Source organism: Pseudomonas maumuensis (assembly GCF_019139675.1).
GTDB classification, from domain to species: Bacteria; Pseudomonadota; Gammaproteobacteria; order Pseudomonadales; family Pseudomonadaceae; genus Aquipseudomonas; species Aquipseudomonas maumuensis.
Map to the genome: position 1 here is coordinate 5,130,381 of NZ_CP077077.1, position 22,662 is coordinate 5,153,042.

Annotated in this window: 20 protein-coding genes and 1 riboswitch; of the genes, 6 read left to right on the plus strand and 14 right to left on the minus strand. The window is 65.0% G+C overall.

Annotation, left to right across the window (positions count from 1 at the left end; translation table 11 throughout):
- Positions 1-2: 2 nt before the first annotated feature.
- From KSS90_RS22935 to KSS90_RS22965, 7 genes are all read right to left on the minus strand, one after another.
- A complete protein-coding gene (locus tag KSS90_RS22935; protein ID WP_217867383.1) occupies positions 3-521 on the minus strand; it encodes a retropepsin-like aspartic protease family protein in 519 nt (172 codons plus the stop codon).
- On the minus strand, positions 518-1,504 hold the full coding sequence (locus tag KSS90_RS22940) for an esterase-like activity of phytase family protein (RefSeq protein ID WP_217867384.1): 987 nt from the start codon (positions 1,502-1,504) through the stop codon (positions 518-520). The genes KSS90_RS22935 and KSS90_RS22940 overlap by 4 nt, the downstream gene beginning before the upstream one ends.
- Complete coding sequence (gene parE / locus KSS90_RS22945) at positions 1,501-3,405, minus strand: DNA topoisomerase IV subunit B (protein ID WP_217867385.1); 1,905 nt, start codon at positions 3,403-3,405, stop codon at positions 1,501-1,503. The genes KSS90_RS22940 and parE overlap by 4 nt, the downstream gene beginning before the upstream one ends.
- 33 nt (positions 3,406-3,438) lie before the next feature.
- Positions 3,439-4,047: a YqiA/YcfP family alpha/beta fold hydrolase gene (locus tag KSS90_RS22950; RefSeq protein ID WP_217867386.1), complete on the minus strand. Its 609-nt coding sequence runs from the start codon at positions 4,045-4,047 to the stop codon at positions 3,439-3,441.
- 110 nt (positions 4,048-4,157) lie between these two features.
- Positions 4,158-4,961 (minus strand): 3',5'-cyclic-AMP phosphodiesterase, encoded by an 804-nt coding sequence (cpdA, locus tag KSS90_RS22955; RefSeq protein WP_217867387.1) that lies wholly within the window; start codon positions 4,959-4,961, stop codon positions 4,158-4,160.
- Between the two features lie 85 nt (positions 4,962-5,046).
- On the minus strand, positions 5,047-5,499 hold the full coding sequence (locus KSS90_RS22960; RefSeq protein WP_110702017.1) for a DUF1249 domain-containing protein: 453 nt from the start codon (positions 5,497-5,499) through the stop codon (positions 5,047-5,049).
- Entirely contained in the window at positions 5,490-6,107 is a 618-nt protein-coding gene (locus tag KSS90_RS22965) for an NUDIX domain-containing protein (protein ID WP_217867388.1), read from the minus strand. The genes KSS90_RS22960 and KSS90_RS22965 overlap by 10 nt, the downstream gene beginning before the upstream one ends.
- A 185-nt stretch (positions 6,108-6,292) precedes the next feature.
- Here KSS90_RS22965 and KSS90_RS22970 point away from each other — a divergent pair, with 185 nt between their 5' ends.
- Positions 6,293-7,039 carry an RsiV family protein gene (locus KSS90_RS22970; protein WP_217867389.1) on the plus strand — a complete coding sequence of 249 codons (747 nt, stop codon included), beginning with the start codon at positions 6,293-6,295 and terminating at the stop codon, positions 7,037-7,039.
- Here the strand turns inward: KSS90_RS22970 and cytX are convergent.
- The gene (gene cytX / locus KSS90_RS22975; protein WP_217867390.1) at positions 7,008-8,291 is read right to left on the minus strand and encodes a putative hydroxymethylpyrimidine transporter CytX; all 1,284 of its coding nucleotides are present in this window, start codon (positions 8,289-8,291) and stop codon (positions 7,008-7,010) included. The genes KSS90_RS22970 and cytX overlap by 32 nt on opposite strands.
- A gap of 136 nt (positions 8,292-8,427) precedes the next feature.
- Positions 8,428-10,308, minus strand: coding sequence for a phosphomethylpyrimidine synthase ThiC (thiC, locus tag KSS90_RS22980; protein ID WP_217867391.1), 1,881 nt, complete (start codon positions 10,306-10,308; stop codon positions 8,428-8,430).
- Between the two features lie 157 nt (positions 10,309-10,465).
- A riboswitch (TPP riboswitch) is annotated at positions 10,466-10,572 on the minus strand.
- 158 nt (positions 10,573-10,730) lie between these two features.
- On the opposite strand from thiC, the gene KSS90_RS22985 reads away from it, so the two are divergent.
- Complete coding sequence (locus tag KSS90_RS22985; protein ID WP_217867392.1) at positions 10,731-12,164, plus strand: TolC family outer membrane protein; 1,434 nt, start codon at positions 10,731-10,733, stop codon at positions 12,162-12,164.
- 98 nt (positions 12,165-12,262) lie between these two features.
- On the opposite strand, the gene waaA is transcribed toward KSS90_RS22985, so the two are convergent.
- Positions 12,263-13,540 carry a lipid IV(A) 3-deoxy-D-manno-octulosonic acid transferase gene (waaA, locus tag KSS90_RS22990; RefSeq protein ID WP_217867393.1) on the minus strand — a complete coding sequence of 426 codons (1,278 nt, stop codon included), beginning with the start codon at positions 13,538-13,540 and terminating at the stop codon, positions 12,263-12,265.
- A gap of 38 nt (positions 13,541-13,578) precedes the next feature.
- A complete protein-coding gene (locus tag KSS90_RS22995) occupies positions 13,579-14,469 on the minus strand; it encodes a LysR family transcriptional regulator (protein ID WP_217869841.1) in 891 nt (296 codons plus the stop codon).
- Positions 14,470-14,559: 90 nt separating this feature from the next.
- On the opposite strand from KSS90_RS22995, the gene KSS90_RS23000 reads away from it, so the two are divergent.
- From KSS90_RS23000 to KSS90_RS23015, 4 genes are all read left to right on the plus strand, one after another.
- Positions 14,560-14,892 (plus strand): DMT family transporter, encoded by a 333-nt coding sequence (locus KSS90_RS23000; protein ID WP_217867394.1) that lies wholly within the window; start codon positions 14,560-14,562, stop codon positions 14,890-14,892.
- 117 nt (positions 14,893-15,009) lie between these two features.
- Entirely contained in the window at positions 15,010-16,185 is a 1,176-nt protein-coding gene (locus KSS90_RS23005) for an NAD(P)/FAD-dependent oxidoreductase (protein WP_217867395.1), read from the plus strand.
- Positions 16,182-16,994: an aldo/keto reductase gene (locus KSS90_RS23010; protein WP_217867396.1), complete on the plus strand. Its 813-nt coding sequence runs from the start codon at positions 16,182-16,184 to the stop codon at positions 16,992-16,994. The genes KSS90_RS23005 and KSS90_RS23010 overlap by 4 nt, the downstream gene beginning before the upstream one ends.
- A gap of 37 nt (positions 16,995-17,031) precedes the next feature.
- Positions 17,032-18,000 (plus strand): metal ABC transporter ATPase, encoded by a 969-nt coding sequence (locus KSS90_RS23015; RefSeq protein ID WP_217867397.1) that lies wholly within the window; start codon positions 17,032-17,034, stop codon positions 17,998-18,000.
- Positions 18,001-18,064: 64 nt separating this feature from the next.
- Here the strand turns inward: KSS90_RS23015 and hldE are convergent, their stop codons facing one another.
- From hldE to KSS90_RS23030, 3 genes are all read right to left on the minus strand, one after another.
- Positions 18,065-19,486, minus strand: coding sequence for a bifunctional D-glycero-beta-D-manno-heptose-7-phosphate kinase/D-glycero-beta-D-manno-heptose 1-phosphate adenylyltransferase HldE (hldE, locus tag KSS90_RS23020; protein ID WP_217867398.1), 1,422 nt, complete (start codon positions 19,484-19,486; stop codon positions 18,065-18,067).
- Positions 19,487-19,617: 131 nt separating this feature from the next.
- Positions 19,618-21,426: a lipid A export permease/ATP-binding protein MsbA gene (msbA, locus tag KSS90_RS23025; RefSeq protein WP_217867399.1), complete on the minus strand. Its 1,809-nt coding sequence runs from the start codon at positions 21,424-21,426 to the stop codon at positions 19,618-19,620.
- Between the two features lie 15 nt (positions 21,427-21,441).
- Positions 21,442-22,617 carry an O-antigen ligase family protein gene (locus KSS90_RS23030; protein ID WP_217869842.1) on the minus strand — a complete coding sequence of 392 codons (1,176 nt, stop codon included), beginning with the start codon at positions 22,615-22,617 and terminating at the stop codon, positions 21,442-21,444.
- Between the last annotated feature and the right edge of the window lie 45 nt (positions 22,618-22,662).

Here is a 22,662-nt window from a genome sequence, read left to right on the forward strand (position 1 = left end):
CGTCATTTCAGGTTCTGGCGCAGCAGCATGGTGCCGCCGCGCTGGGTAAATTCAAGTTGTTTCAGGGCACTCATGCCCAGCAGCACGCCCTGGCCATCCAGGCCGGGCACCACCAGCGCGCGTACGTCGCGCAGGTGGATATCGCCCAGTTGCAGGCTGTCGAGCCGCGTGCGGTAGCCTTGGGTACGGCCATTGGCGGTGCTCAACTGCACCGCGGCGCCACGCGCCAGGTCCAGGTCGCGGGCCAGCGCCTCGGGGATCGCCACGTCGGTGGCGCCGGTGTCGAGCATGAAATGCACCCGTCGCCCATTGATCGCGCCATCGGCGACGAAATGGCCCTGGCCGTTGCTCAGCAGGCGCACCTCGACGAAGCCGTCGCCCTGCTCGCTCTGCACCACGCTGTTGGGGTTCTGCTGACGTTCTTCCCATTGGCCGAAAAAGCGCGTGGCAAGGAACATCGCCGCCGCCCAGGCGACAATCATCAATACCCTGCCCGCGCGCTTGCCCGGTGGCTGGCTCATGGCTTGGCGCTCCAGCCGCCCTGCGGCGCGTCGAAGCGCCAGACGATCGGCCGTGTTTCACCATCCACCCGCGGGCGGTCGTTGTTGTCCACGCCGATCCAGGCACCGCCTTTGTCGATCACCAGCGTCTCGGCCAAGCCGTAGGGCTGCGAGTAGCGCCGCGATTCCATCAGGGCGTCGGCGGCGAACGACCAACAGCGCTCCACGGCGCCTGTGTCGGCATCTCGTCGGCAAATGCGGTAGGCATTGCGCTCGAGGGTGAACAGCTTGCCTTCGAACCAGGCCAGGTCCGCAAAGTCACGTGATACCGGGCGTGCCTCGGGGAATTGCGGCGGCTGCATCTCGACACCCGCCTCGCTGAGCAGCACGCAGCCGCGCCCGCAGGTCCACACCGATTGCTGGCGCTGCACCGCGAGCAGGCCCCGGCGCTCGCGCTCGGCGGCCAGCCACAGGCGGTCGCCCGCCGGGTTGATCGCCAGCCCCTCGAACAGCGCGTTGAAATGCAGCAACATGCCGCTGGCCCGTGCCTGGCGCACCATGGCCTGATCGATCTTCAGCCAGTCCGGCTCACCTTCCACGGGCAACTGCAGCACGGCGGCGTGGGCCTCGCTGACAACGTACAGGTTGCCGGCCTGATCACAGGTGATGCCCTCGAAATCCAGCGCTCCACCACGGATATAGGATGCCGCCCACGTGCGCGACCTGAGCCCCCAGGGCAGACCCGTATCGGGTGCCGCCGGAGCAGTGAAGGTCAGTGGCTGGGCCTGCCACGTCGCCCCTGCCTGGTCGAGGCGGTAGATCCGGTCGTCATCGCGGTCGGACACCGCCCACAGTGCCCCACGGCACCAGGCCAGGCCCGACAGGTTGCCGCCGCGCATGCCATCGACCGCATGCTCGGCGCTGAGCTTGAGCTGCGGCCAATCGCCGGCCTGGGCCTGCAGGGCAAACCACGCCAGGCAGGCCAGGAGCAACGGACGAATCAAACCAGGACCTCGGCCAGGTTGCCTTTGGTCTCCAGCCAGCTCTTGCGATCGCCCGCACGCTTCTTGGCCAAGAGCATGTCCATGATCTCGGTGGTGCCCTGCACATCGTCCAGGGTCAACTGGACCAGGCGCCGGGTGTTCGGGTCCATGGTGGTTTCGCGCAGTTGCGGCGGGTTCATCTCGCCCAGGCCCTTAAATCGGGTGACCTGCGGCTTGCCGCGCTTCTTCTCGGCGACCAGCCGGTCGAGGATGCCGTCACGCTCGGCTTCGTCCAGGGCGTAGTAGATCTCCTTGCCCAGGTCGATGCGGTACAGCGGCGGCATGGCCACGTAAACGTGCCCGGCCTCGACCAGCGGGCGGAAGTGTTGGACGAACAGCGCGCACAGCAAAGTGGCGATGTGCAGACCGTCGGAGTCGGCGTCGGCGAGGATGCAGACCTTGCCGTAGCGCAACTGCGAGAGATCGGCTGCGCCCGGGTCGACGCCGATGGCCACGGCGATGTTATGCACTTCCTGGCTGGCCAGGACTTCACCGCCATCGACCTCCCAGGTGTTGAGGATCTTGCCGCGCAGCGGCAGGATGGCCTGGAATTCCTTGTCCCGCGCCTGCTTGGCCGAGCCACCGGCCGAGTCACCCTCGACCAGGAACAGCTCGGCGCGCATTGGGTCCTGGCCGGCGCAATCGGCCAGCTTGCCCGGCAATGCGGGGCCCTGGGTGATGCGCTTGCGCTCGACCTTCTTGCTCGCCTTCAGGCGCCGGCCGGCGTTGCTGATGGCCAGTTCCGCCAGTTGCATGCCCAGTTCAGGGTGGGCATTGAGCCACAGGCTGAAGGCGTCCTTGACCACGCCGGAAACGAACGCGGCCGCCTCGCGGGACGACAAGCGCTCCTTGGTCTGGCCGGAGAACTGCGGCTCCTGCATCTTCATCGACAGCACGAAGCTGATGCGCTCCCAGACGTCCTCGGGGGCCAGCTTGACCCCGCGCGGCAGCAGGTTGCGGAACTCGCAGAACTCGCGCATGGCGTCCAGCAGGCCCTGGCGCAGGCCGTTGACGTGGGTGCCGCCCTGGGCGGTGGGGATCAGGTTGACGTAGCTTTCCTGGATGCTGTCGCCACCTTCCGGCAGCCACAACAGAGCCCAGTCCACGGCCTCCTTGTTACCGGCCAGGCTGCCGCAGAACGGCTCGTCGGGCAGGCGCTGGAACTCGCTGACCAAATCGACCAGGTAGGAACGCAGGCCATCCTCATAGTGCCACTCGACTTTCTCGCCCGTGCCCTTGTCCTCGAAGCTGATGGACAGCCCAGGGCACAGTACCGCCTTGGCCTTGAGCACGTGCTTGAGGCGGCTGATGGAGAACTTTGGCGAGTCGAAATACTTCGGGTCGGGGCTGAAGTACACGCTGGTGCCGGTGTTGCGCTTGCCGACGCTGCCGACCACCTCCAGTTCGCTGGCCTTGAAGCCGTCGGCGAAGGTCATTTGGTACTCGTTGCCGTCGCGCTTGACGCGCACGCGCACCTGGCTCGACAGGGCGTTGACCACCGAGATACCGACGCCGTGCAGGCCGCCGGAGAATTGATAGTTCTTGTTGGAGAACTTGCCGCCGGCGTGCAGCTTGGTGAGGATCAGTTCGACGCCGGAAACGCCCTCTTCGGGGTGGATGTCCACCGGCATGCCGCGGCCATCGTCGCTGACTTCCAGCGAATGGTCGGCGTGGAGGACGACCTGCACCGAACGGGCGTGGCCGGCCAGTGCTTCGTCGACGCTGTTGTCGATGACTTCCTGGGCCAGGTGGTTGGGCCGGCTGGTATCGGTGTACATGCCCGGTCGCTTGCGGACCGGGTCAAGGCCCGAGAGGACTTCGATGGCGTCTGCGTTATAGGCGCTAGCGCTGGGATTGGCCATGGGTTCTCGTCGTCAGTCTGGTGAATGCAAAAGTCAAAATACAGAAAAGTCCAGCGCCGCGTATTGCCTGCGGGCAATGCCGGCGAACGCCAGCAGGGCCGGCAGCTGTTCGGCGAAGCCCTGGTAACTGTGGTCGCCACCGGCCTGGATACGCAGGGCGCAGGCGCGGTAGTAGCGCTCGGCCTGGCGATAGTCCAGTGTTTCATCGGCGGTCTGCAACCACACTTGATAGCGGGCGGCATCCTGCGGTGCTGGCACTTCCAGCTCGGCCAGGGCGTCCACGTGGTCGTGGGTGAGCTCCCAGGCTTCATCGGTATAGAGGTTGCGCTGGGTGCCGAGGTAACCGTCGAACAGCTTGTGCGGGGCCACCGCCGGGTTGATCAACAGCGCCTTGAGCCCGTGCCGCTCGGCCAGGTGGGTGGCATAGTAGCCGCCGAGGGAGCTGCCGACCAGCAAGGGCGCGCCAAGCTCGACGATGGCGGTCTCCAGCTGGGCAATGGCCTGGCGCGGATGATGGTGCAGGGCCGGGACGCGCAGTTGCTCGGCCAGGCCAAGCTGCTGCATCACCGCTTCGAGCTGGCGTGCCTTCTTCGACAGCGGCGAGCTGTTGAAGCCATGGATATAGAGGATGGAACCCGACATGCTGCCCCCGGACGCAAAGACGCGCAGTGTAGCGTGTTCGACGGGTAGTGGCGCAGCGTGGGGATTTTCGCAACAAAATCTTCAAATCACAGGGGCAGCTGCGCAGCCCTTCAGTAGCCCGGGCTGTCGAAATCCAGCTTCACCACGAAATCCCGCGCCCGCTCCACTCCGGTCTCCAACCGCCCGTCGGCATGCAGACGCAGCCAGCGGTAACCCGGTTGCTCCTCGCTCACCTTGAAGTCCTCGCTGCGCGGCGCGAACTGGATACAGGTCGAAGGTGTGGCGAGGAAACGGATACCGTCACGCACTTCGTCCCATTCCTGGTGGATATGCCCCCACAGCAGCGCCCTCACCTGTGGATAACTGCGCAGACACCGCAGCAGCTCATCGGCATTACGCAAACCGATCGGCGCGATCCAGGCACAGCCAATATCCACCGGCTGGTGGTGGCAGCACACCAGGCAATGACGTTCGCCAGCGCTGGCCAGCGCGTCATCCAAGGCGGCCAGCTGTCGCTCATCCAACAGCCCGAAGGTGGCACCGACCACTGCCGAGTCGAGCATGACGATGCGCCAGGCACCGATGTCGGTGACCGTGCGCACCAACTCGGGCGCCACCTCAGCCATCACCCGCGCCTCGTCATGGTTACCCGGCAGCCAGCGCGCTGGCGCGCCGAGCATCGACGTCAGCTCGCGAAAGGCGGTGTAGGACTCGACGCTGGCATCCTGGGAAAGATCGCCCGTACACAGCAGCAGGTCGATGCGCGGCTGCTCGCGGCGAACCTGGCCGACCACGTGCCCGAGGCTTTCGCGGGTATTGAGGCCCAACAAGGTGCCCGCCGGGTCGGCGAACAGATGGGCATCGGTCAGTTGCACCACATGGACAGGTGACAGGGGTGAAAGTGGTTGCGGCAACGGCCGTCTCCTCGAACGGATTCAGCACGGATTATGGCGGCGGATCGCATTCGAGCAAATACTCGAAACCGACGCACGTCACATTTCAGCGCACCGCTGCAAGTTCGTGGCCGCAGGCCAGGCAGTGGCTCAGCCATTCGCCGAGGAACAGATTGAGCTGGGCCTTCTCGTCCGGCTGGTGCATCGCCGTGTTGGGATACGGATAGATGCTGCGTAGGCGGCGCGCATGCTCGGCGCTGACCACCTCGGCCATCCGCGCGTCATGGTAAACCTGCACCTCCAGCTCCGGCACCGGCAGCCAAGGCAGGCTGTGCTCCTGGCGCACCTTGAGCGTGGTGGTGTAGGGGCACGCCAGCAACACCTCAAGCACCAGCACGCCGAGCATCTGGTCGCCCTGGGTCATGCCGATGCGCCGCGAGCTTTGCGTGGTGCGCATGTCGGGCAACAGGCGCATCAGGCGGGCATAATTGGCCTCGCAGGCGGACTGCAGCCCGACCAGGTCGACTCGATAACGCTCGCGCAGCAGGTTCACTTCCACATACCTCGTACTTCGTCACGGTTCAGCGCCAGCCATTGCAACCCGATGATCGCGGCGGCGTTGCATATGCGCCCGTCGCGCACCGCCTGCAGGGCATCCTCGAACGCCCACACGCGCACGCGGATGTCCTCGCTCTCTTCTTCCAGGCCGTGCAGGCCGCCGGCGCCCTCACTGGTGCAACGGCCCAGGAACAGATGAACGTACTCATCGCTGCCGCCAGGCGACGGGAAGTAGCGTGTCATCGGCCACAGCGCCGAGAACGTCAGGCCGGCCTCCTCCTCGGCTTCGCGATGGGCAACCTCCTCGGGCTGCTCGTCCTTGTCGATCAGCCCGGCGACCATCTCGATCAGCCAGGGGTTGGCTACCTTGCCCATGGCGCCCACTCGGAACTGCTCGATCAGCACCACTTCATCGCGCTGCGGATCGTAGGGCAGCACACAGACCGCGTCATGGCGCACGAACAGCTCACGGGTGAACTCACGGCTCATGCCGCCCGCGAACAGCTCGTGGCGCAAGTGCAGCTTGTCGAGCTTATAGAAGCCCTTGAACAGCTGCTCGCGTCGGGCGATCTCGACCTGGGTAGGCACTGAATTCAACGTGTCCGTCATGCAAACTCCTTATTACCTCGTTTACCGCATCGCGCAATCCTACTCTGCGCGCCGCCCGGTTTCATCCCTTTCCGCTGACCGTTCGGGCAGCCGGGACAGGCGTGTCACTCTCTGTTAGCTTAGTGGCGAACTGAAGGCCGCGCAGGCGGTCCAAGGCCGATCATCACCGTTGTGAAAGAGGCAACATGACGCTTGTCAAACTGACTTCCGTGGCCGTCCTGGCACTGGCGCTCGGCGCCTGCCAGAGCCTGTTCACGCCCAATTACCGGGCCCCGCTCGAGGTCAAGCGCGAGGCCTGGGAGCACGTCAAACCGGGCTGCAGCGAAAGCGATTGCCCGCTGGTCAACATCGACGTCGTACACTTTCCAGCCCTGCCCAAGCTCGACGGCATTGTCGAGAAGCGCCTGCTGATGCTGACCGAGGACAACCAGCGCGGCACCCCGCCGGCCTCGCTGCAAACCTATGAGCAGCAGTACCTGGCCCGCGCCGACAAGCGCAACAGCAGCTATCTGCAGGCCAAGGTACGCGAGCAGCATGACGGGCTGGTGATCGTCGAGCTGTCCAGCTACCTGGACAGCGGCGGTGCCCACGGCATGCCTGGGCGCGGCTTCATCAACTATTCACGCAAGCTGGACAAGGTACTGACCCTGGACGACATGCTGGTGCCCGGCCAGGAGGCGACCTTCTGGAAGACCGCCGAGGAGTCCCACCGTGCCTGGCTGATCAGCACCGGCATGGACAAGGACCCCGAGTTCGTCAAAACCTGGCCGTTCAAGCAGTCCCCGCACATCGCCCTGACGTACGGCGCTGTCGTGATCAAGTACGAGGTCTACGCCATCGCGCCCTACTCCATGGGCCACGTCGAGCTGAAGATCCCCTATCCGCGCCTCAATGGCGTGATCAAGCCCGAGCTGTTTCCCGGCCGCGGCTGAGCGATAGCAGCAAGTGCAGTACCCCTGCCAGCAACAGTGCCGGCAGGGTCGCCCCCAGCTCCGGCGCCTGGCTGGCCATCAGGTGATAGGCCGCCACTCCCGCGCCCCAGGCCAGCAGCGCCTGCCAGTGCAAACCCTCGACCAGCGCCGGCAGGCGACGGCGGCGAATCACGAAGTGATCCACCAGCACCACGCCGAACAGCGGCGCGAACACCGAGCCGATCAGCAACAGGAAGTTCTGGTACTGGGCCAGCGGCGCCAGCAAGGCTATCAGCGTGCATAGCACGCCGATAGCCAGGGCCAGGTGCTCGACCTTCATTTTCACCAGCAGGCCGGTGGACACCGCCGCCGAGTGGATGTCGGCAAAGGCGTTTTCCGTCTCGTCCAGCAGGATCAGCAACAGCGGGATCCCCAGCCCGGCGCCGGCCAGCGCCAACAGCAGGGCATTCACCTCGCCGCTTGGCGCGAATGCTAGGGTGTAGGCCACGCCCAGGCTCATCAGCCAGGCATTGCCGATGAAGAAGCCCAGCGCGGTACCGCCGAACACCCGGCTGGCGCGCTGGCCAAAGCGTGAATAGTCGGCGATCAGCGGCAACCACGACAGCGGCATGGCGATCACGATGTCGAAACCCAGGGGCAGGGACAGCGAACCATCCCCTGGGCGCTGCCACAGAGCGGCCAGGTCGGCCTTGGCGAACAGGTTCCAGGTCAACCAGGCGCAGGCGCCCAGCAGCAGCCAGATGCCCCATTTGCGCAAGACCTTGCGCACGAAAGCCAGTGGCCCGCTGACCGCCAGCAGAGTGGCCAGGGCGCCAAAAGCCAGGGTCCACAGCAACGGGCTGCTCCAGCCGCTACCCTCGCCGAACGCACGTGTACCCAGCAGGCTGGCGGCATCACGCATGACGATGATCTCGAACGAACCCCAGCCCACCAATTGCAGCAGGTTGAGCAAGGCCGGCAGGCGCGCGCCGTGACTGCCGAGCGTGAGACGCAGGGTCGCCATGGCCGACAGCCCGGTATCGCTGCCGATCACCCCCACCGCCGCCAGCAGCAAAACCCCTACCGCCGTGCCCAGGGTGATCGCCAGGATCGAACCGGCCAGGCCAAGGCCCGGCGCCAGCAGGCCACCGACCTGCAGGACCATCAGGCCGATGCCGAGGGAAAACCACAGCGAGAACAGATCACGGGCGCCGAACTGGCGATGGTGGGCGGGGACCGGGTGGTCGGGGGAGAAGTGGCTGGGGGTGGTCATGCTCGGGCGCTCGACGGAAGAATTGGGGTGAACCCATCGCTGGCAAGCCAGCTCCCACTGGGGCCGCATCGCAGTCTCTGTGGGAGCTGGCTTGCCAGCGATGCGGTGCGCATCGCGCACCGCCTGGGCCTGGTACTCAGACTTTCTGGTACAACTGGCTGCCTTCCTGGCGGAACCGCTCGGCCTGCTCGCGCATGCCCTGCTCGACCGTCACGTCGACGGTCTCGATCTTGGCCGCGTACTCGCGTACTTCCTGGGTGATCTTCATCGAGCAGAACTTCGGCCCGCACATCGAGCAGAAGTGCGCGACCTTGGCCGACTCCTTGGGCAGCGTCTCGTCGTGGAATGCACGGGCGGTGTCCGGATCCAGGCCGAGGTTGAACTGGTCTTCCCAACGGAACTCGAAGCGCGCCTTGGACAGCGCGTTGTCACGGATCTGCGCGCCCGGGTGGCCCTTGGCAAGGTCGGCGGCATGCGCGGCGATCTTGTAGGTGATGATGCCGGTCTTGACGTCGTCCTTGTTCGGCAAGCCCAGGTGCTCCTTGGGCGTGACGTAGCAGAGCATGGCGCAGCCGAACCAGCCGATCATCGCCGCGCCGATGCCGGAGGTGATGTGGTCGTAGCCCGGGGCGATATCGGTGGTCAACGGGCCGAGGGTGTAGAACGGTGCCTCGTCGCAGCATTCGAGCTGCTTGTCCATGTTTTCCTTGATCAGTTGCATCGGCACATGGCCGGGGCCTTCGATCATGCACTGCACGTCGTGCTTCCAGGCGATCTTGGTCAGCTCGCCAAGGGTTTCCAGCTCACCGAACTGCGCGGCGTCGTTGGCGTCGGCGATCGAGCCCGGACGCAGGCCGTCGCCCAGCGAGAAGCTGACGTCGTAGGCCTTCATGATTTCGCAGATCTCGTCGAAGTGCGTGTACAGGAAGTTTTCCTTGTGATGCGCCAGGCACCACTTGGCCATGATCGAGCCGCCACGGCTGACGATGCCGGTGACGCGCTTGGCGGTCAGCGGCACATAGCGCAGCAAGACGCCGGCGTGGATGGTGAAGTAGTCCACGCCCTGCTCGGCCTGTTCGATCAGGGTGTCGCGGAACAGCTCCCAGGTCAGATCCTCGGCAACGCCATTGACCTTTTCCAGGGCCTGGTAGATCGGCACGGTACCGATCGGTACCGGCGAGTTGCGGATGATCCACTCGCGGGTTTCGTGGATGTGCTTGCCGGTGGACAGGTCCATGACCGTGTCCGAGCCCCAGCGGATGCCCCAGGTCAGCTTGGCCACTTCTTCCTCGATGGAAGACCCCAGGGCGCTGTTGCCGATGTTGCCGTTGATCTTCACCAGGAAGTTGCGGCCGATGATCATCGGCTCCAGCTCGGTGTGGTTGATGTTGGCCGGGATGATCGCGCGACCGCGGGCGATCTCCTCGCGGACGAACTCGGGGGTGATCTCTTTCGGAATGCTGGCACCGAAGCTGTGCCCGGCGTGCTGCTGGTTCAGCAGGCCGGCGGCGCGGGCTTCCTGCAGCTTCATGTTCTCGCGGATGGCGACGTATTCCATCTCGGCGGTGATGATGCCCTGGCGCGCGTAGTGCATCTGCGAAACGTTGGCGCCGGCCTTGGCCCGGCGCGGGTTGCGCACGTGGGCGAAGCGCAGCTTGGCCAGCTCGGCGTCGTTCAGGCGCTGCTGGCCGAAGTTCGAGCTCAGGCCATCCAGGCGCTCGGTGTCGCCACGTGCGTCGATCCACGCCGAGCGCACATCGCCCAGGCCCTTGCGCACGTCGATGATGACATTGGGGTCGGTGTACGGGCCGGAAGTGTCATACACCAGCACCGGGGCGTTCTTTTCGCCGCCGAAGTCGGTGGGGGTGTCGTGCAGGCTGATCTCGCGCATGGGCACGCGGATGTCGGGGCGCGAACCTTCGACATAGACCTTGCGCGAATTGGGTAGCGGTTGCACGGACTGTTGGTCGACTTGGGCCGACTCGCTCAGACTGATCGTTTTTTCTTGTTTGCTCATCACAGGCTCTCCAGACAGCTTCCTAGCGGGCGGAATGTCGGGGTGAACCTGAAAGGCGCGGACGCACCCGTGTTGACGGGTGCAGTGCCGGACAAGGGGTGCCGTGGGCTGCAAGCAGCTGTGGCGATCCCGGACCTGGCACAAGAGGCTCCCGGGACATGAGAGCAATCTTGTTCCCTACGCAGGCGCTAACCTGATCAGGTTCAACGGGATCCGCAACTTTGCGATCTCAGCCTTTGCATCAAGGCACCCCGACAAGAACCTGCGCAGTCTAGACTGGAGTGGTCGACAAAGCCAAGCGGGTAAAACCCTGGCGTGATAAATGGCGCAGGTGGCGGATTGTTGATGGCGGCGCACGGCACTACACTGGCGTGCTCGATACCCGACAGTACAGTAAATACATCTTGATCAAGGATTGCCCTATGCTGCGCAAACTCTCACTGGCGATTGCCGTGTCTTGTGCGTCCAACGGAGTGGCCTGGGCAGTGGATACGCCCACGACGGTGAAGACCGACCTGGTCAGCGTCTACCAGGAAGCGGTGGACAACAATGCCGACCTGGCCGCCGCCCGCGCCGACTACGGTGCCCGCCGCGAGGTGGTGCCCCAGGCCCGCGCCGGCTTGCTGCCCAATCTTTCGGCAGGCGCCGAGATGATGAATACCCGCACCAAGCTCGACGAACCGTCGGTCACCTCCAACCGCAGCGGCAATGCCTGGAGCGCCACCCTGGCGCAGCCAATCTTCCGCGCCGACCGCTGGTTCCAGTTGCAGGCTGCCGAGGCGGTCAACGAGCAGGCCGCGCTGGAATTGTCGGCCACCGAGCAGAACCTGATCCTGCAAAGCGCCGAGAACTACTTCGCGGTGCTGCGCGCCCAGGACAACCTGGCCTCGACCAAGGCTGAGGAGTCGGCCTTCAAGCGCCAGCTCGACCAGTCCAACGAACGCTTCGATGTCGGCCTTTCGGACAAGACCGACGTGCTCCAGTCCCAGGCCAGCTACGACACCGCCCGGGCCAACCGGATCATCGCCGAACGTCAGGTGCAGGATGCCTTCGAGGCACTGATCACCCTGACCAACCGCCAGTACAGCGCCATCCAGGGCGTGGTCCACACCCTGCCGGTACAAGTGCCGACGCCCAACGACGCCAAGGCCTGGGTCGAGACCGCCGGGCGGCAGAACCTCAACCTGCTGGCCACCAACCACGCCGTGGCAGCGGCCGAGGAGACCGTACGCCAGCGCAAGGCCGGCCATGCACCAACACTGGATGCCGTGGCCAAGTACCAGAAGGGCGATAACGACAACCTCGGATTCACCAACCCTTCGCAGAACGGCGTGCGCTACGGCGGTGACGTGGAGCAGACCAGCGTCGGCCTGCAGCTGAACATTCCGATCTACAGCGGCGGGTTGACCAGCTCCCAGGTGCGCGAGGCCTATGCGCGCCTGACCCAGAGCGAGCAGCAGCGCGAAAGCCTGCGCCGTCAGGTGGTAGAGAACACCCGTAACCTGCACCGCGCGGTGAACACCGACGTGGAACAGGTACAGGCGCGCAAGCAGTCGATCATCTCCAACCAGAGCGCCCTGGAAGCCACCGAGATCGGCTACCAGGTCGGCACCCGCAACATCGTCGACGTGCTCGACGCGCAGCGCCAGCTGTACACCTCGGTGCGCGACTACAACAACAGCCGCTACGACTACATACTCGACAACCTGCGCCTCAAGCAGGCGGCCGGCACCCTGAGCCCGCAGGACCTGCAGGACCTGGGGCGGTACTTGAAGGCCGACTACAACCCGGACAAGGATTTCCTGCCGCCGGACCTGGCGGCTGCGGCGGCGAAGAACTTCGAACGCAGGCCGTGACAGGGGGCGCTAAGCGCCCCATCGCTGGCAAGCCAGTTCCCACATGAACAGCGTCGCTTTCTGTGGGCGTTGGTTTGCCAGAGATGGGGCCGTGAAATTCAGGGCCGCTTCCACAGGCGCGCCAACCCATCGAGCAACCGCTGCAACGCCCCCTGGTTGGCCTGCATCACCGCCCTGCCCGCCTCGCCCATGCGCCGCGCATCCTGCGGCAGCTCGACCAAGCGGCGTACCGCCGCGACCAGGCCCTCGGCATCGTCCACCTGCTGCAACGCCCCCGCCTCGCGCAGCATCGCGCTGATCTCGAGGAAGTTGAACACATGCGGCCCCATCAGCACCGGCAGCGCCAGCGCCGCCGGCTCCAACGGGTTGTGCCCGCCCGTGGCGACCAGGCTGCCGCCGACGAAGGCGATATCGGCCAGGGCGTACAGGAACAGCAGTTCGCCCATGGTGTCGCCCAGCAGTACCTGGGCCCGCGCCGTCACGACATCGCCCGTCGAACGACGCACCGTGGAGAACTGGCCGGCGCACAGTTCATGTACCGTCGCGAAACGCTCGGGATGGCGCGGCACCAGCACCAACAGTGCATCGCTGTGTACGTTCAGCAGTTGCCGGTGGGCTTCGAGGATCAACCCATCCTCGCCATCGTGGGTACTGGCGGCGATCCAGATCGGGCGCTGGCTGGCCCCCCACTGCTCGCGCAACTGTCGGGCGCGAAGCATCAACTGGTCGTCGACCTTCAGGTCGAACTTGATCGAACCGGTCACCTGCACGCATTCCTGGCGCGCACCGAGCACACGAAAACGCTCGGCCTCGGTTGCGGTCTGTACCGCGATCAGACTCATTTCCTCGAGCATCGGCCGGGTCAGGCCGGCGAAGCGCGCATAGCCTCGGGCCGAGCGTTCGGACAGCCGCGCATTGGCCAACGCCACCGGAATGCCGCGCCTGGCGCACTGATGGATATGGTTAGGCCACAGTTCGGTTTCCATGATGATGCCCAGGCGCGGGCGCACATGGTCGAGAAAACGCCCCGCCGCCCATGGCAGGTCGTACGGCAGGTAGCAGTGCTGCACCCGTGGCTCGCCATCGAACATCGCACGGATGCGCTCGGAGCCGGTCGGGGTCATGCAGGTCAGCGTAATCGGCAGGTCCGGATACTGCTTGAGCAGCGCCCGGACCAATGGCGCGGCGGCGATGCTCTCGCCCACCGAGACCGCATGCACCCAGATGCCGCCCTGGCGCATGGGCGGCAAGCCACAAGCGAAGCGCTCGGCGATCCGCGCACGGTAGGCTGGCGCCTTGCGCCCGCGCAGGAACAGGCGCAGCGCGACCAGCGGCAGGCCCAGATGGAAAAGCAGGGTATAGAGGGTTCTGTTCATGGCGGCGGAGTTTACTAGGAACTGGATGAAAAGGCCTGTCAGCCAATCGCTCGCAGGTGCATTGCGAAGCGCTCGGCCAGCCACTGCGCCGCAGGGCCTAAGGGCTCGTCGCGGCGCCAGGCCAGTTCCGCCACCAGTGCCGGCGGGCGCCACTCGCTGTCCAGCTCGACCATCTGCGTCTGGTAGGTGGGGTACTGCACTACATGCCGCGGCAGCCAGGCCCAGCCCAGGCCGCGCATCAACAACTCGGCCATGGCGTAGAAACTGTCGGCGCGCCAGACCTGCGGGCTGATCGCCTCACCGCCCGGGTAGCCGCTCTGCTGCGGAGTGATCAACAACTGGCGGTGGCGGGCCAGTTGCTGGCGGCTGACCTTGGCCAGGTGTGCCAGCGGATGATCGATGGCACACACCGTGACCATCTCGACACTGCCCAGGGCGCGCCGCTCCAACGAGGCCGGGATGCTTTCGTGGTGGAAGAACAAGCCCAGGTCGGCGCGCCGCTCCACCAGCTTGCGCGCCACATCGCCTTGGGCACCGCTGGCCAGTTGCACTTCCAGGTAAGGGTAGCGCGCCGCCAACTCGTCGAGGCTGTCGATCACCGGCTGGTAGGGCATGGCTTCGTCCTGGGCCACTCGCAGCAGCGCCTCCTGGCCACGCATCAATGCGAGTGCCCGACCGTCCAGACGCTCGCACTGGCGCAACAGCTCGCGGGCGTCCTCCAGCAGCGCGGCGCCGCTTTCGGTCAGGCGCGGCTGGCGCCCGCTGCTGCGCTCGAACAGCATCACGCCCAGGTCCGCCTCGAGCAGAGCGATGGCGTTGCTCACCGCCGACTGCGCCTTGTGCTGCTCACGCGCCACGGCGGAAAACGAACGCAGCTCCGCTGCCCGCACGAACAGGCGTAGTTGTTCCAGGTTCCAGTGCTCGGTCATCATCAACCTATCTCCATAGCAGATAGGTAATGACTTTACCGCATTCGGAGATCCTCTAGAATGCCCATCCAGTACCGGAGGACCCGCACCATGAACGCCTATACCTATCTCGCCATCGCCATCTGCGCCGAAGTCATCGCCACTGCTTCCATGAAAGCGGTCAAAGGCCTGAGTACGCCTCTGCCGCTGCTGCTGATGGTGTGCGGCTATGGCGTGGCGTTCTGGATGCTCACCCTGGTGGTACGCAGCATTCCGGTGGGGATCGCCTATGCGATCTGGTCGGGGCTGGGGATCGTCCTGATCAGCGTCGCGGCGCTGGTGATCTATGGGCAGAAGCTGGATGTGCCGGCGATGGTGGGTATGGCCATGATCGTCGGCGGGGTGGTAGTGATCCAGGTGTTTTCCAATACCGCAGGGCACTGAGCCTGAGCCCATGGGGCCGCTGCGCGGCCCTGTCGCCGGCAAGCCGGCTCCCACAGGGGTCAGCACGACGCCACAGCCTGTATACTGCGCACCTGTCCCAGTTTTCGAGGTGCCCGCATGCCATCTGCCATTACCACTGACGTGCTGATCGTCGGCGCCGGGGTCGCAGGCCTCTGGCTCAATGCCCGGCTGCGCCGCCTGGGCTACTCGACGGTACTGGTGGAACGCGCCAGCCTCGGTGGCGAGCAGACCATCAAGTCGCAAGGCATCATCCACGGAGGCACCAAGTACGCCCTGCACGGGGCGCTGACCGGCGCCTCCGAAGCCATCGCCGACATGCCGCGGCGCTGGCGCGAAGCGCTGGCCGGCAACGGCGAGCTGGACCTGAGCGGCACCCGCCTGCTGTCCGAGGCCCATTACCTCTGGTCCCCCGGCACCCTGGCCGGCAACCTCACCAGCTTCTTCGCCAGCAAGGCCGTGCGCGGTCGAGTCGACCAGGTCAAGGGCGAGCAACTGCCGCCGGCCCTGCAGGACCGCGCCTTCAAGGGCAAGGTCTACCGCCTGGCCGAACTGGTCATCGACGTACCCAGCCTGCTGGCCAACCTCGCGCAGCTCGCGGGTGACAGCCTGCTGGCCGGCGAGCGTATCGAACCGCTGCGCGACGGCGAAGATCTGGCAGGCCTGGTGGTCGATGGCCGCGAGATCCGCGCCCAGCGCATCGTCCTCAGCGCCGGTGGCGGCACCGCAGACCTGCTGCACGCCCTGGGGCTGAACCAGCCGGCCATGCAGCGTCGCCCGCTGCACATGGTCCTGGCCAAGGGGCCCAACCTCAAGCCCCTGTATGCCCACTGCCTGGGCGGTGGCCCCAAGCCGCGCATCACCGTGACCACCCACCCCGCCGCCGACGGCCAATGGGTGTGGTACCTGGGTGGCGATATCGCCGAAGCCGACGGCGTTGCCCGTGAGCCCGCTGCGCAGATCGCCGCGGCGCAGAAGGAGGTCGCCAGCCTGTTGCCTTGGGTCGATCAGAGCCTGGTGCGCTGGGCCACCCTGCGCGTCGATCGCGCCGAGCCCGCGCAATCGGGCCTGGTGCGCCCGGACAACGCTTTCCTTGCCGACCAGCAGCGCCTGCTGGTCGGTTGGCCGACCAAGCTGGCCCTGGCGCCGGACTTCGCCGATCGCGTGCTGGCCAGCTTCGAACGTGACGGTATCCGCCCGGCGAGCCAGCCGAACCTCACCGACCTCCCCCGCCCACCGCTGGCGCTGCCTGCCTGGGAGCAACTGCTGCCATGAGCCTGCCAACCCTGCACGATCACCACCGCCCCTTGGGCAGCACCGGCCTGCGGGTATCGCCACTGGGCCTGGGCACGGTCAAGCTGGGCCGCGACCAAGGCGTCAAATACCCCAACGGCTTCACCATCCCCGATGACGAGGCCGCGCGCCTGTTGCTCGCGCAAGCCCGCGAGCTGGGCATCAACCTGATCGACACCGCCCCGGCCTATGGCCGCAGCGAGGAGCGCCTCGGCCCGTTGCTGCGCGGCCAACGCGAGCAATGGGTAATCGTCAGCAAGGTCGGGGAAGAGTTCGAGGATGGCCAGTCGCATTTCGATTTCAGCGCCGCCCATACCCGTCGCTCGGTCGAACGCAGCCTCAAGCGCCTGGAGACCGACCGCATCGAGCTAGTGCTGGTGCACTCCGATGGCAACGACCTGGCGATCCTCGAGCAGGAGGGGGTGTATGAAACCCTGGCCGCGCTCAAGCGCGAGGGCAAGATCCTCGGCTACGGTTTCTCCGGCAAGACCGCCGCAGGTGGCCTGAAGGCCCTGGAACGGGGTGATTGCGCCATGGTCACCTACAACCTCAACGAGCAGGCGGAGCGGCCCGTGCTCGACTACGCTGCCGAACACGGCAAGGCCATCCTGGTGAAGAAAGCCCTGGCCAGCGGCCATATCTGCCTGGCTCCGGGTATCGATCCGGTGCAGGCCAGCTTCGAGTTGCTGTTTGCCCACCCCGGCGTATGCAGTGCCATCGTCGGCACCATCAACCCAGTGCATCTGGCCCACAACGTGGCCACCGTCGCCCGCATCCTGGGTCGGCCCTGAGCCGCCCGGGCGGGGGCCCAACGCAAGGAGGAGCCTCGTGCCGCGTACGCTGATCCGCAAGAATCCGAGCAATTTCAAGACCCTGCCGCTGCATGTCGAGGCCACTCCCGATGGCCTGACCTACCAGAGCATTGGTATGCCGCTGAACTTTGCCCAGACCCTGCAGCGGCGCAAGGCCATTCAGGTCGCCGACCCCGAGCATTTCGTGGCCGAACTGGCCAACCTCGGCGTATCGGTGCGCCTGACCCTGCACTGGCAGGGCCGCGACTACTGGGTGCTGGTGCGCCAGCGCCGACAGGACCGTGGCGATGTGGTGCTCAAGCTGATTTCCGGCTATGTACCGGCCCATGAGCTGAACCTGCCGCTGCACACGGCGATCCAGGAAGTGGCCGAGGAGTGCCTGCTGGAAACTCCTGAAGGCTGGCTTGGCGGACGTTTCAACGACACCTGGCTACCGGCGCCCTATGCCGACGCCCTGCACTACCGAGAAGCGCTGCCGTTCGTGCTTACGCCCGAGTCCGGTGCCGCCCGCCCGGTGCATTGCGCCAGGCTGATCCTGTTGGAGCGACCACGGGCCTACGTGCACCTGCCCACCGCATCGTTGCAGTTGATCTACGACCTGCGTCTGCAGGTGCCAAAAGAGGCCAAGTCACTGAGCCTGTTCCATGTCGACGAGAGGCTCGAAGGCGACCAACTGGTGGCACGGCTCGATCGCAAGCGACCAGACCTTTACCTGATGCCGTTGAAGGACGGCCAGCCCGTGGCGGAGCTGTTCACACTGAGGAAGGACCAGTTGCTACCGGCAAGCACGCGCGGCCTATGGCTGGCCGAGAGCTTTGCGCAGCAGGAAGGCTGGGTGGTACGCGAAGAGCGGATACGCTGGAAGGACTGGTTGAAACGCCAGGGCTTGGTAGAACACAAGCGTGAACCGGCTTCGCACCTGGAGCGCTTCAGTGACAAGGCCCGGGCATTACTGGAGCGGGCGCGGGACACGCTGCACAAATGAGCGCGGGGCAAGCCCACAGCCACGAGTATCTTGGCAGCGGGCTTGCCCCGCGATTGCAGCTGAGTCAGTGCTTACGAATCTTCTCGACGATCGCCGTGGTCGAGCTGTTCTCCACCAGGCCCAACACCTTTACCGTACCGCCATAGGCCTTGACGATATCGGCGCCGACCACCTGGTCGATACCGTAGTCGCCGCCCTTGACCAGCACATCCGGCTTGACCTGGCGCAGCAGGTTTTCGGGGGTGTCCTCGGGGAAGCTGATGACCCAGTCCACCGCACCGAGCCCGGCCAGCACGGCCATGCGCCGATCGACGCTGTTGATCGGGCGCCCCGGGCCTTTCAGGCGGCTGACCGACGCATCGTCGTTGATCGCGACAATCAGGCGGTCGCCCTGGGCACGGGCCTGCTCCAGGTAGGTCACATGACCTGCGTGCAGGATGTCGAAGCAGCCATTGGTGAAGACGATCTTCTCGTTGTGCGCCCTGGCGTCATCGATGGCCAGCAGCAGCTGCTCCAAGCCCAACACACCGCGCTCGGAGCCTTCCTCACGCTGGATCGCGCGGCGCAGTTCGGGGGCGCTGATAGCCGCGGTACCCAATTTGCCGACTACGATACCGGCGGCCAGGTTGGCCAGGGCGACCGCGTGAGGCAGGTCTTCGCCAGCGGCAATGGCGGCAGCAAGGGTCGAAATCACTGTATCGCCGGCACCGGTGACGTCGAACACCTCACGGGCTCGGGCCGGCAGGTGCAGCGCCGGGTGGCCGATACGCAGCAAGGTCATGCCGTGCTCGCCACGGGTCACCAGCAGCGCGCCCAGGTCCAGCTCTTCGAGCAGCTTCAGGCCCTTGGCCACCAGTTCGGCCTCGTCGGCGCAACGGCCGACGATGGTCTCGAACTCGCTGAGGTTCGGGGTGATCAGGCTGGCGCCGCGATAGATCGAAAAATCCTTGCCCTTAGGGTCGGCCAGCACCGGGATGCCTTTGCCGCGGGCGGCCTGGATCAGCGATTGGTGGTTCTTCAGTGCGCCCTTGCCGTAGTCGGACAGTACCAGCACCTTGACGCCTTCGAGCAACCCATCCACTTCCGCACCTAGCGACAGCGGGTCGGTGGCGAAGGGTTCTTCGAAATCGATGCGCAGCAACTGCTGGTGGCGGCTCATGACCCGCAGCTTGACGATGGTCGGCTGATGGGCGATGCGCTGGAAGATCGAGCGTACGCCTGCGGCCTGCAGGCTGTTGGTCAGGCTATCGGCGGCCTCGTCCTGGCCAGTGACACCGACCAACGCGGCTGGGGCACCGAGCGCGGCGATGTTCAAGGCCACGTTGGCAGCGCCGCCGGGGCGATCCTCGATCTGATCGACCTTGACCACCGGCACCGGCGCCTCAGGCGATATACGCGAAGTACCGCCATGCCAGTAGCGGTCGAGCATGACATCGCCGACCACCAGTACCGGGGCTTGATCGAAACGCGGCATGGACAACTTCATGGGCAACCCATTATTGGAAAAGTGAACAGGGGCAGGATATTAGCACAGGGTTGAGGAGGGCTTTACGGCCAGCTTCGCTGTGGAAAACTGCAGTGACAATCGGGGCCTTGCCGGCCCCGATCTCAGGAACTTCAAGTGATATCGGCGTTTTCTGGCGCATCCAGCCCCATCGCGTGCAGGCGGGCATAATAGCCATTGGCCTCTAGCAGCGCTGCATGAGTACCGCGCTCCACCAGACGGCCCTGGTCCATGACCAGGATCATGTCCGCCTTCTCGATGGTCGACAGTCGGTGCGCAATGACCAGCGTGGTGCGTCCCTGCATGACATGGTCAAGGGCCGCCTGGATATGCCGCTCGGACTCGGTGTCGAGCGCCGAGGTCGCCTCGTCCAGAATCAGCAACGGCGCGTTCTTCAGCAGGGCACGCGCTATCGCCAGGCGCTGGCGCTGGCCGCCGGACAACAGCACGCCGTTTTCCCCGACCTCAGTATCGAAGCCTTTGGGCAGTTGCTCGACGAACTCCTTGGCGTAGGCATCGGCGGCGGCGGCCTCGATGTCGGCCCGAGGGGCCCCAGCCAGATCGCCATAGGCAATGTTGTTGGCCACGGTGTCGTTGAACAACGTGACGTGCTGAGTGACCTGGGACACATGCCGACGCAGGTTACGCAGGCGATAGTCCTCGATCTCCACGCCATCGAGCAGGATCTGCCCTTCGCTGTGATGGTAGAAACGCGGAATCAGCGCCGCCAGCGTCGACTTGCCGCTACCCGACCGGCCAACCAGGGCGATCATCTGGCCCGGCTCGGCGGTGAAGCTGATGTCGCTAAGCACCTGGCGCTCGGTGCCCGGGTAGGTGAAGCTGAGGTTGCGAACCTCAAGGCGGCCCTGCACTCGTTCCTTCTCCACAGTGCCTTTGTCCACTTCGGGCTCTTCGTCCAGTTGCTCGAATATGCTCTCGGCGCCCGCCAGGCCCTTCTGAATGGTCGAGCTGACTTCCGATAGCTGGCGGATCGGCTTGGGCAGCAAGCCGGCGGCGGTGATGTAGGCCACCAAATCACCCGCTGACGCGTCCCCTCGCAGGAACAGCACCAGGAACATCAGCGTGGCCATGGCGGTATAGATCACCAGTTGCAGCAGCGGCGTGTACAACGCGCCGGTCTTGGTCATACGCAGCTGCTTGTCGGTGTTGCTCTGGCTGGCCTGGCTGAAGCGCTGCTCCTCGTAACGCTCACCGCCGAAACTGCGCACCACCCGATAACCCTGGATGGTCTCGGAGGCAACGTGCGTCACATCCCCCATGGCCACTTGGATCTTCTTGCTCTGCTTGCGGAATTTCTTGCTGGCGGTGCTTACCATCACGGCGATCACCGGCAGGATCGCCAGCATGACCAGGGTCAGCTTCCAGTTCATCCACAGCAGGTAGACGAACAGGAACACCACCGTCAGTCCTTCACGGATCACCACTTTGATCGCATCGGTGGCGGCACCGGTGACCATGGTCACGTTGAAGGTGATGCGCGAAATCAGGTGGCCGGAGTTGTGGTTGTCGAAATAGCGATTGGGCAGGACCAGCAGCTTGTTGAACAGCTCCACACGCAGGTCATGCACCAGGCACAGCGACACTTTGGCCAGGAAGTAGTTGCCGAGGAACGATCCCAGCCCCTGCCAGGCGGCGATGAGGATGATCAGCAGCGGCACCGCCTGCAGCAGTTGCAAGTCTCGCAGGTAGGGCACGTCGGGGAAGAGAACGGCCTGGGGGTTGCTCAGGCCGTCGACGAAATACTTGAGGATCCCGGCCAGCATCGGCTGGGTCGAGGCGAAGATCACGAACCCCACGATGCTCAGCAGGAAGATGCCGATGTAGGGTTTCACGTAGCTCAGCAGCCTGAAGTAGATCTTCAGGCTGGAGGTGTTCTCCGCCGGTAGCGGTGTTTCGGCCATCATCGAGCTCGCTGTTCAGATTGAACCGGCGATTTTACCACAGCGTCGATTCTGGTCATCTGCCCATGGCAACAACATCGCCAGGCCCACCGGCAACCAGCTGATGAACCACTCGGCGCGCGGGGTGGCGGTCAGGCTGGCGGCGTCGAACTGCATGGCCAGGGTGGAAAACACCCAGAGGCCAAGCAGAGCCTTGCCAAAGGCCGTGTGCCGGGCGCGGACGATCTCGCCCAGGGTGAACAACCAGACCGCCAGCCACAGCAGCATGCCCGGCAAACCCAGCTCCACGGCGACATGGGTGAACATGTTGTGCGTATGCTCGAACAGCTCGCCAAGCGCCTCAACGCGGTAGTAGGCGCCAAGCCCCAGTCCAGTGAGCGGATGCTCGGCGATCATGTGCATGGACGACACGAAGATTTCTGGGCGATAGGAGGAACCGCGCGCCATGATCAAGTCGTACATCAGGTAGAACGCCGCCCCCGTCGCCAAAGTGGCCAACAGCGCGAAGCACTGGCTGGCACGATCACGGTGCCACAGAACACCCAGGATGACCGTCGCAACCAACGCCAATGCGGCGCCTCGGCTCTGGCTGAGAATCACGAACGCCCCCAGGCAGCCCAGCCCCAGTGCCCAGGCCAGTTGCAGACCACGGTGACGCGGGCAGGCATACAGCATCCACAGGATAGCGGCGGCAATGACATAGGCGCCTAGAATCGGATGGGAAATCTCACCAATGCCGGCCAGACGCTCGACCAATGGCTGGCCAGATACTCCGTAAAACTCCACGATCGAAATCAACGCGGCTACCGCCAACAGGGCACCGCCTAGCTGCAGCAGGCGCCAGGCAGCTGATAGCCCCATGCTTCCCAGCAGCGGAAAGGCCATTAGAAACAGCAGGATGTACAGCAGCCGCTTGGCTTCGCGTACACCGTCTTCAGCAGCCGACCAAAACAGCGTCACAGCGCTCCAGATCAGCAATGCAGCGATACCGATCCACAATGCCGGCTGTCGACACCAGGCCTGAAGGAACACCCGCCTGGCGGACCACGCCAACCCCAGGGTGGGCAACCACAGAAACAGGATCATGCCCTGTTGGTACAACTTGTTGGTTGGCGCCAACGCCACCGCCGCCAAAAACCAGACAAAACCCGTTGCCAGCCAAGCCTTCGCCCAGCTTTTCTCGTACAACATCCCTTTCCCCCGGTGAAACACAAATACACCAACATGGTGCTGACA

Coding starts and splice junctions, on each gene's coding strand:
- KSS90_RS23030 (WP_217869842.1), bottom strand. CDS start 22,617: ATGTTGTACGAGAAAAGCTGGGCGAAGGCTTGGCTGGCAACGGGTTTT.
- thiC (WP_217867391.1), bottom strand. CDS start 10,308: ATGAGCAAACAAGAAAAAACGATCAGTCTGAGCGAGTCGGCCCAAGTC.
- KSS90_RS22995 (WP_217869841.1), bottom strand. CDS start 14,469: ATGACCGAGCACTGGAACCTGGAACAACTACGCCTGTTCGTGCGGGCA.
- KSS90_RS22965 (WP_217867388.1), bottom strand. CDS start 6,107: ATGACGGACACGTTGAATTCAGTGCCTACCCAGGTCGAGATCGCCCGA.
- KSS90_RS22935 (WP_217867383.1), bottom strand. CDS start 521: ATGAGCCAGCCACCGGGCAAGCGCGCGGGCAGGGTATTGATGATTGTC.
- KSS90_RS22970 (WP_217867389.1), top strand. CDS start 6,293: ATGACGCTTGTCAAACTGACTTCCGTGGCCGTCCTGGCACTGGCGCTC.
- cytX (WP_217867390.1), bottom strand. CDS start 8,291: ATGACCACCCCCAGCCACTTCTCCCCCGACCACCCGGTCCCCGCCCAC.
- msbA (WP_217867399.1), bottom strand. CDS start 21,426: ATGGCCGAAACACCGCTACCGGCGGAGAACACCTCCAGCCTGAAGATC.
- KSS90_RS22985 (WP_217867392.1), top strand. CDS start 10,731: ATGCTGCGCAAACTCTCACTGGCGATTGCCGTGTCTTGTGCGTCCAAC.
- KSS90_RS22950 (WP_217867386.1), bottom strand. CDS start 4,047: ATGTCGGGTTCCATCCTCTATATCCATGGCTTCAACAGCTCGCCGCTG.
- waaA (WP_217867393.1), bottom strand. CDS start 13,540: ATGAACAGAACCCTCTATACCCTGCTTTTCCATCTGGGCCTGCCGCTG.
- KSS90_RS23010 (WP_217867396.1), top strand. CDS start 16,182: ATGAGCCTGCCAACCCTGCACGATCACCACCGCCCCTTGGGCAGCACC.
- parE (WP_217867385.1), bottom strand. CDS start 3,405: ATGGCCAATCCCAGCGCTAGCGCCTATAACGCAGACGCCATCGAAGTC.
- KSS90_RS23005 (WP_217867395.1), top strand. CDS start 15,010: ATGCCATCTGCCATTACCACTGACGTGCTGATCGTCGGCGCCGGGGTC.
- hldE (WP_217867398.1), bottom strand. CDS start 19,486: ATGAAGTTGTCCATGCCGCGTTTCGATCAAGCCCCGGTACTGGTGGTC.
- KSS90_RS23000 (WP_217867394.1), top strand. CDS start 14,560: ATGAACGCCTATACCTATCTCGCCATCGCCATCTGCGCCGAAGTCATC.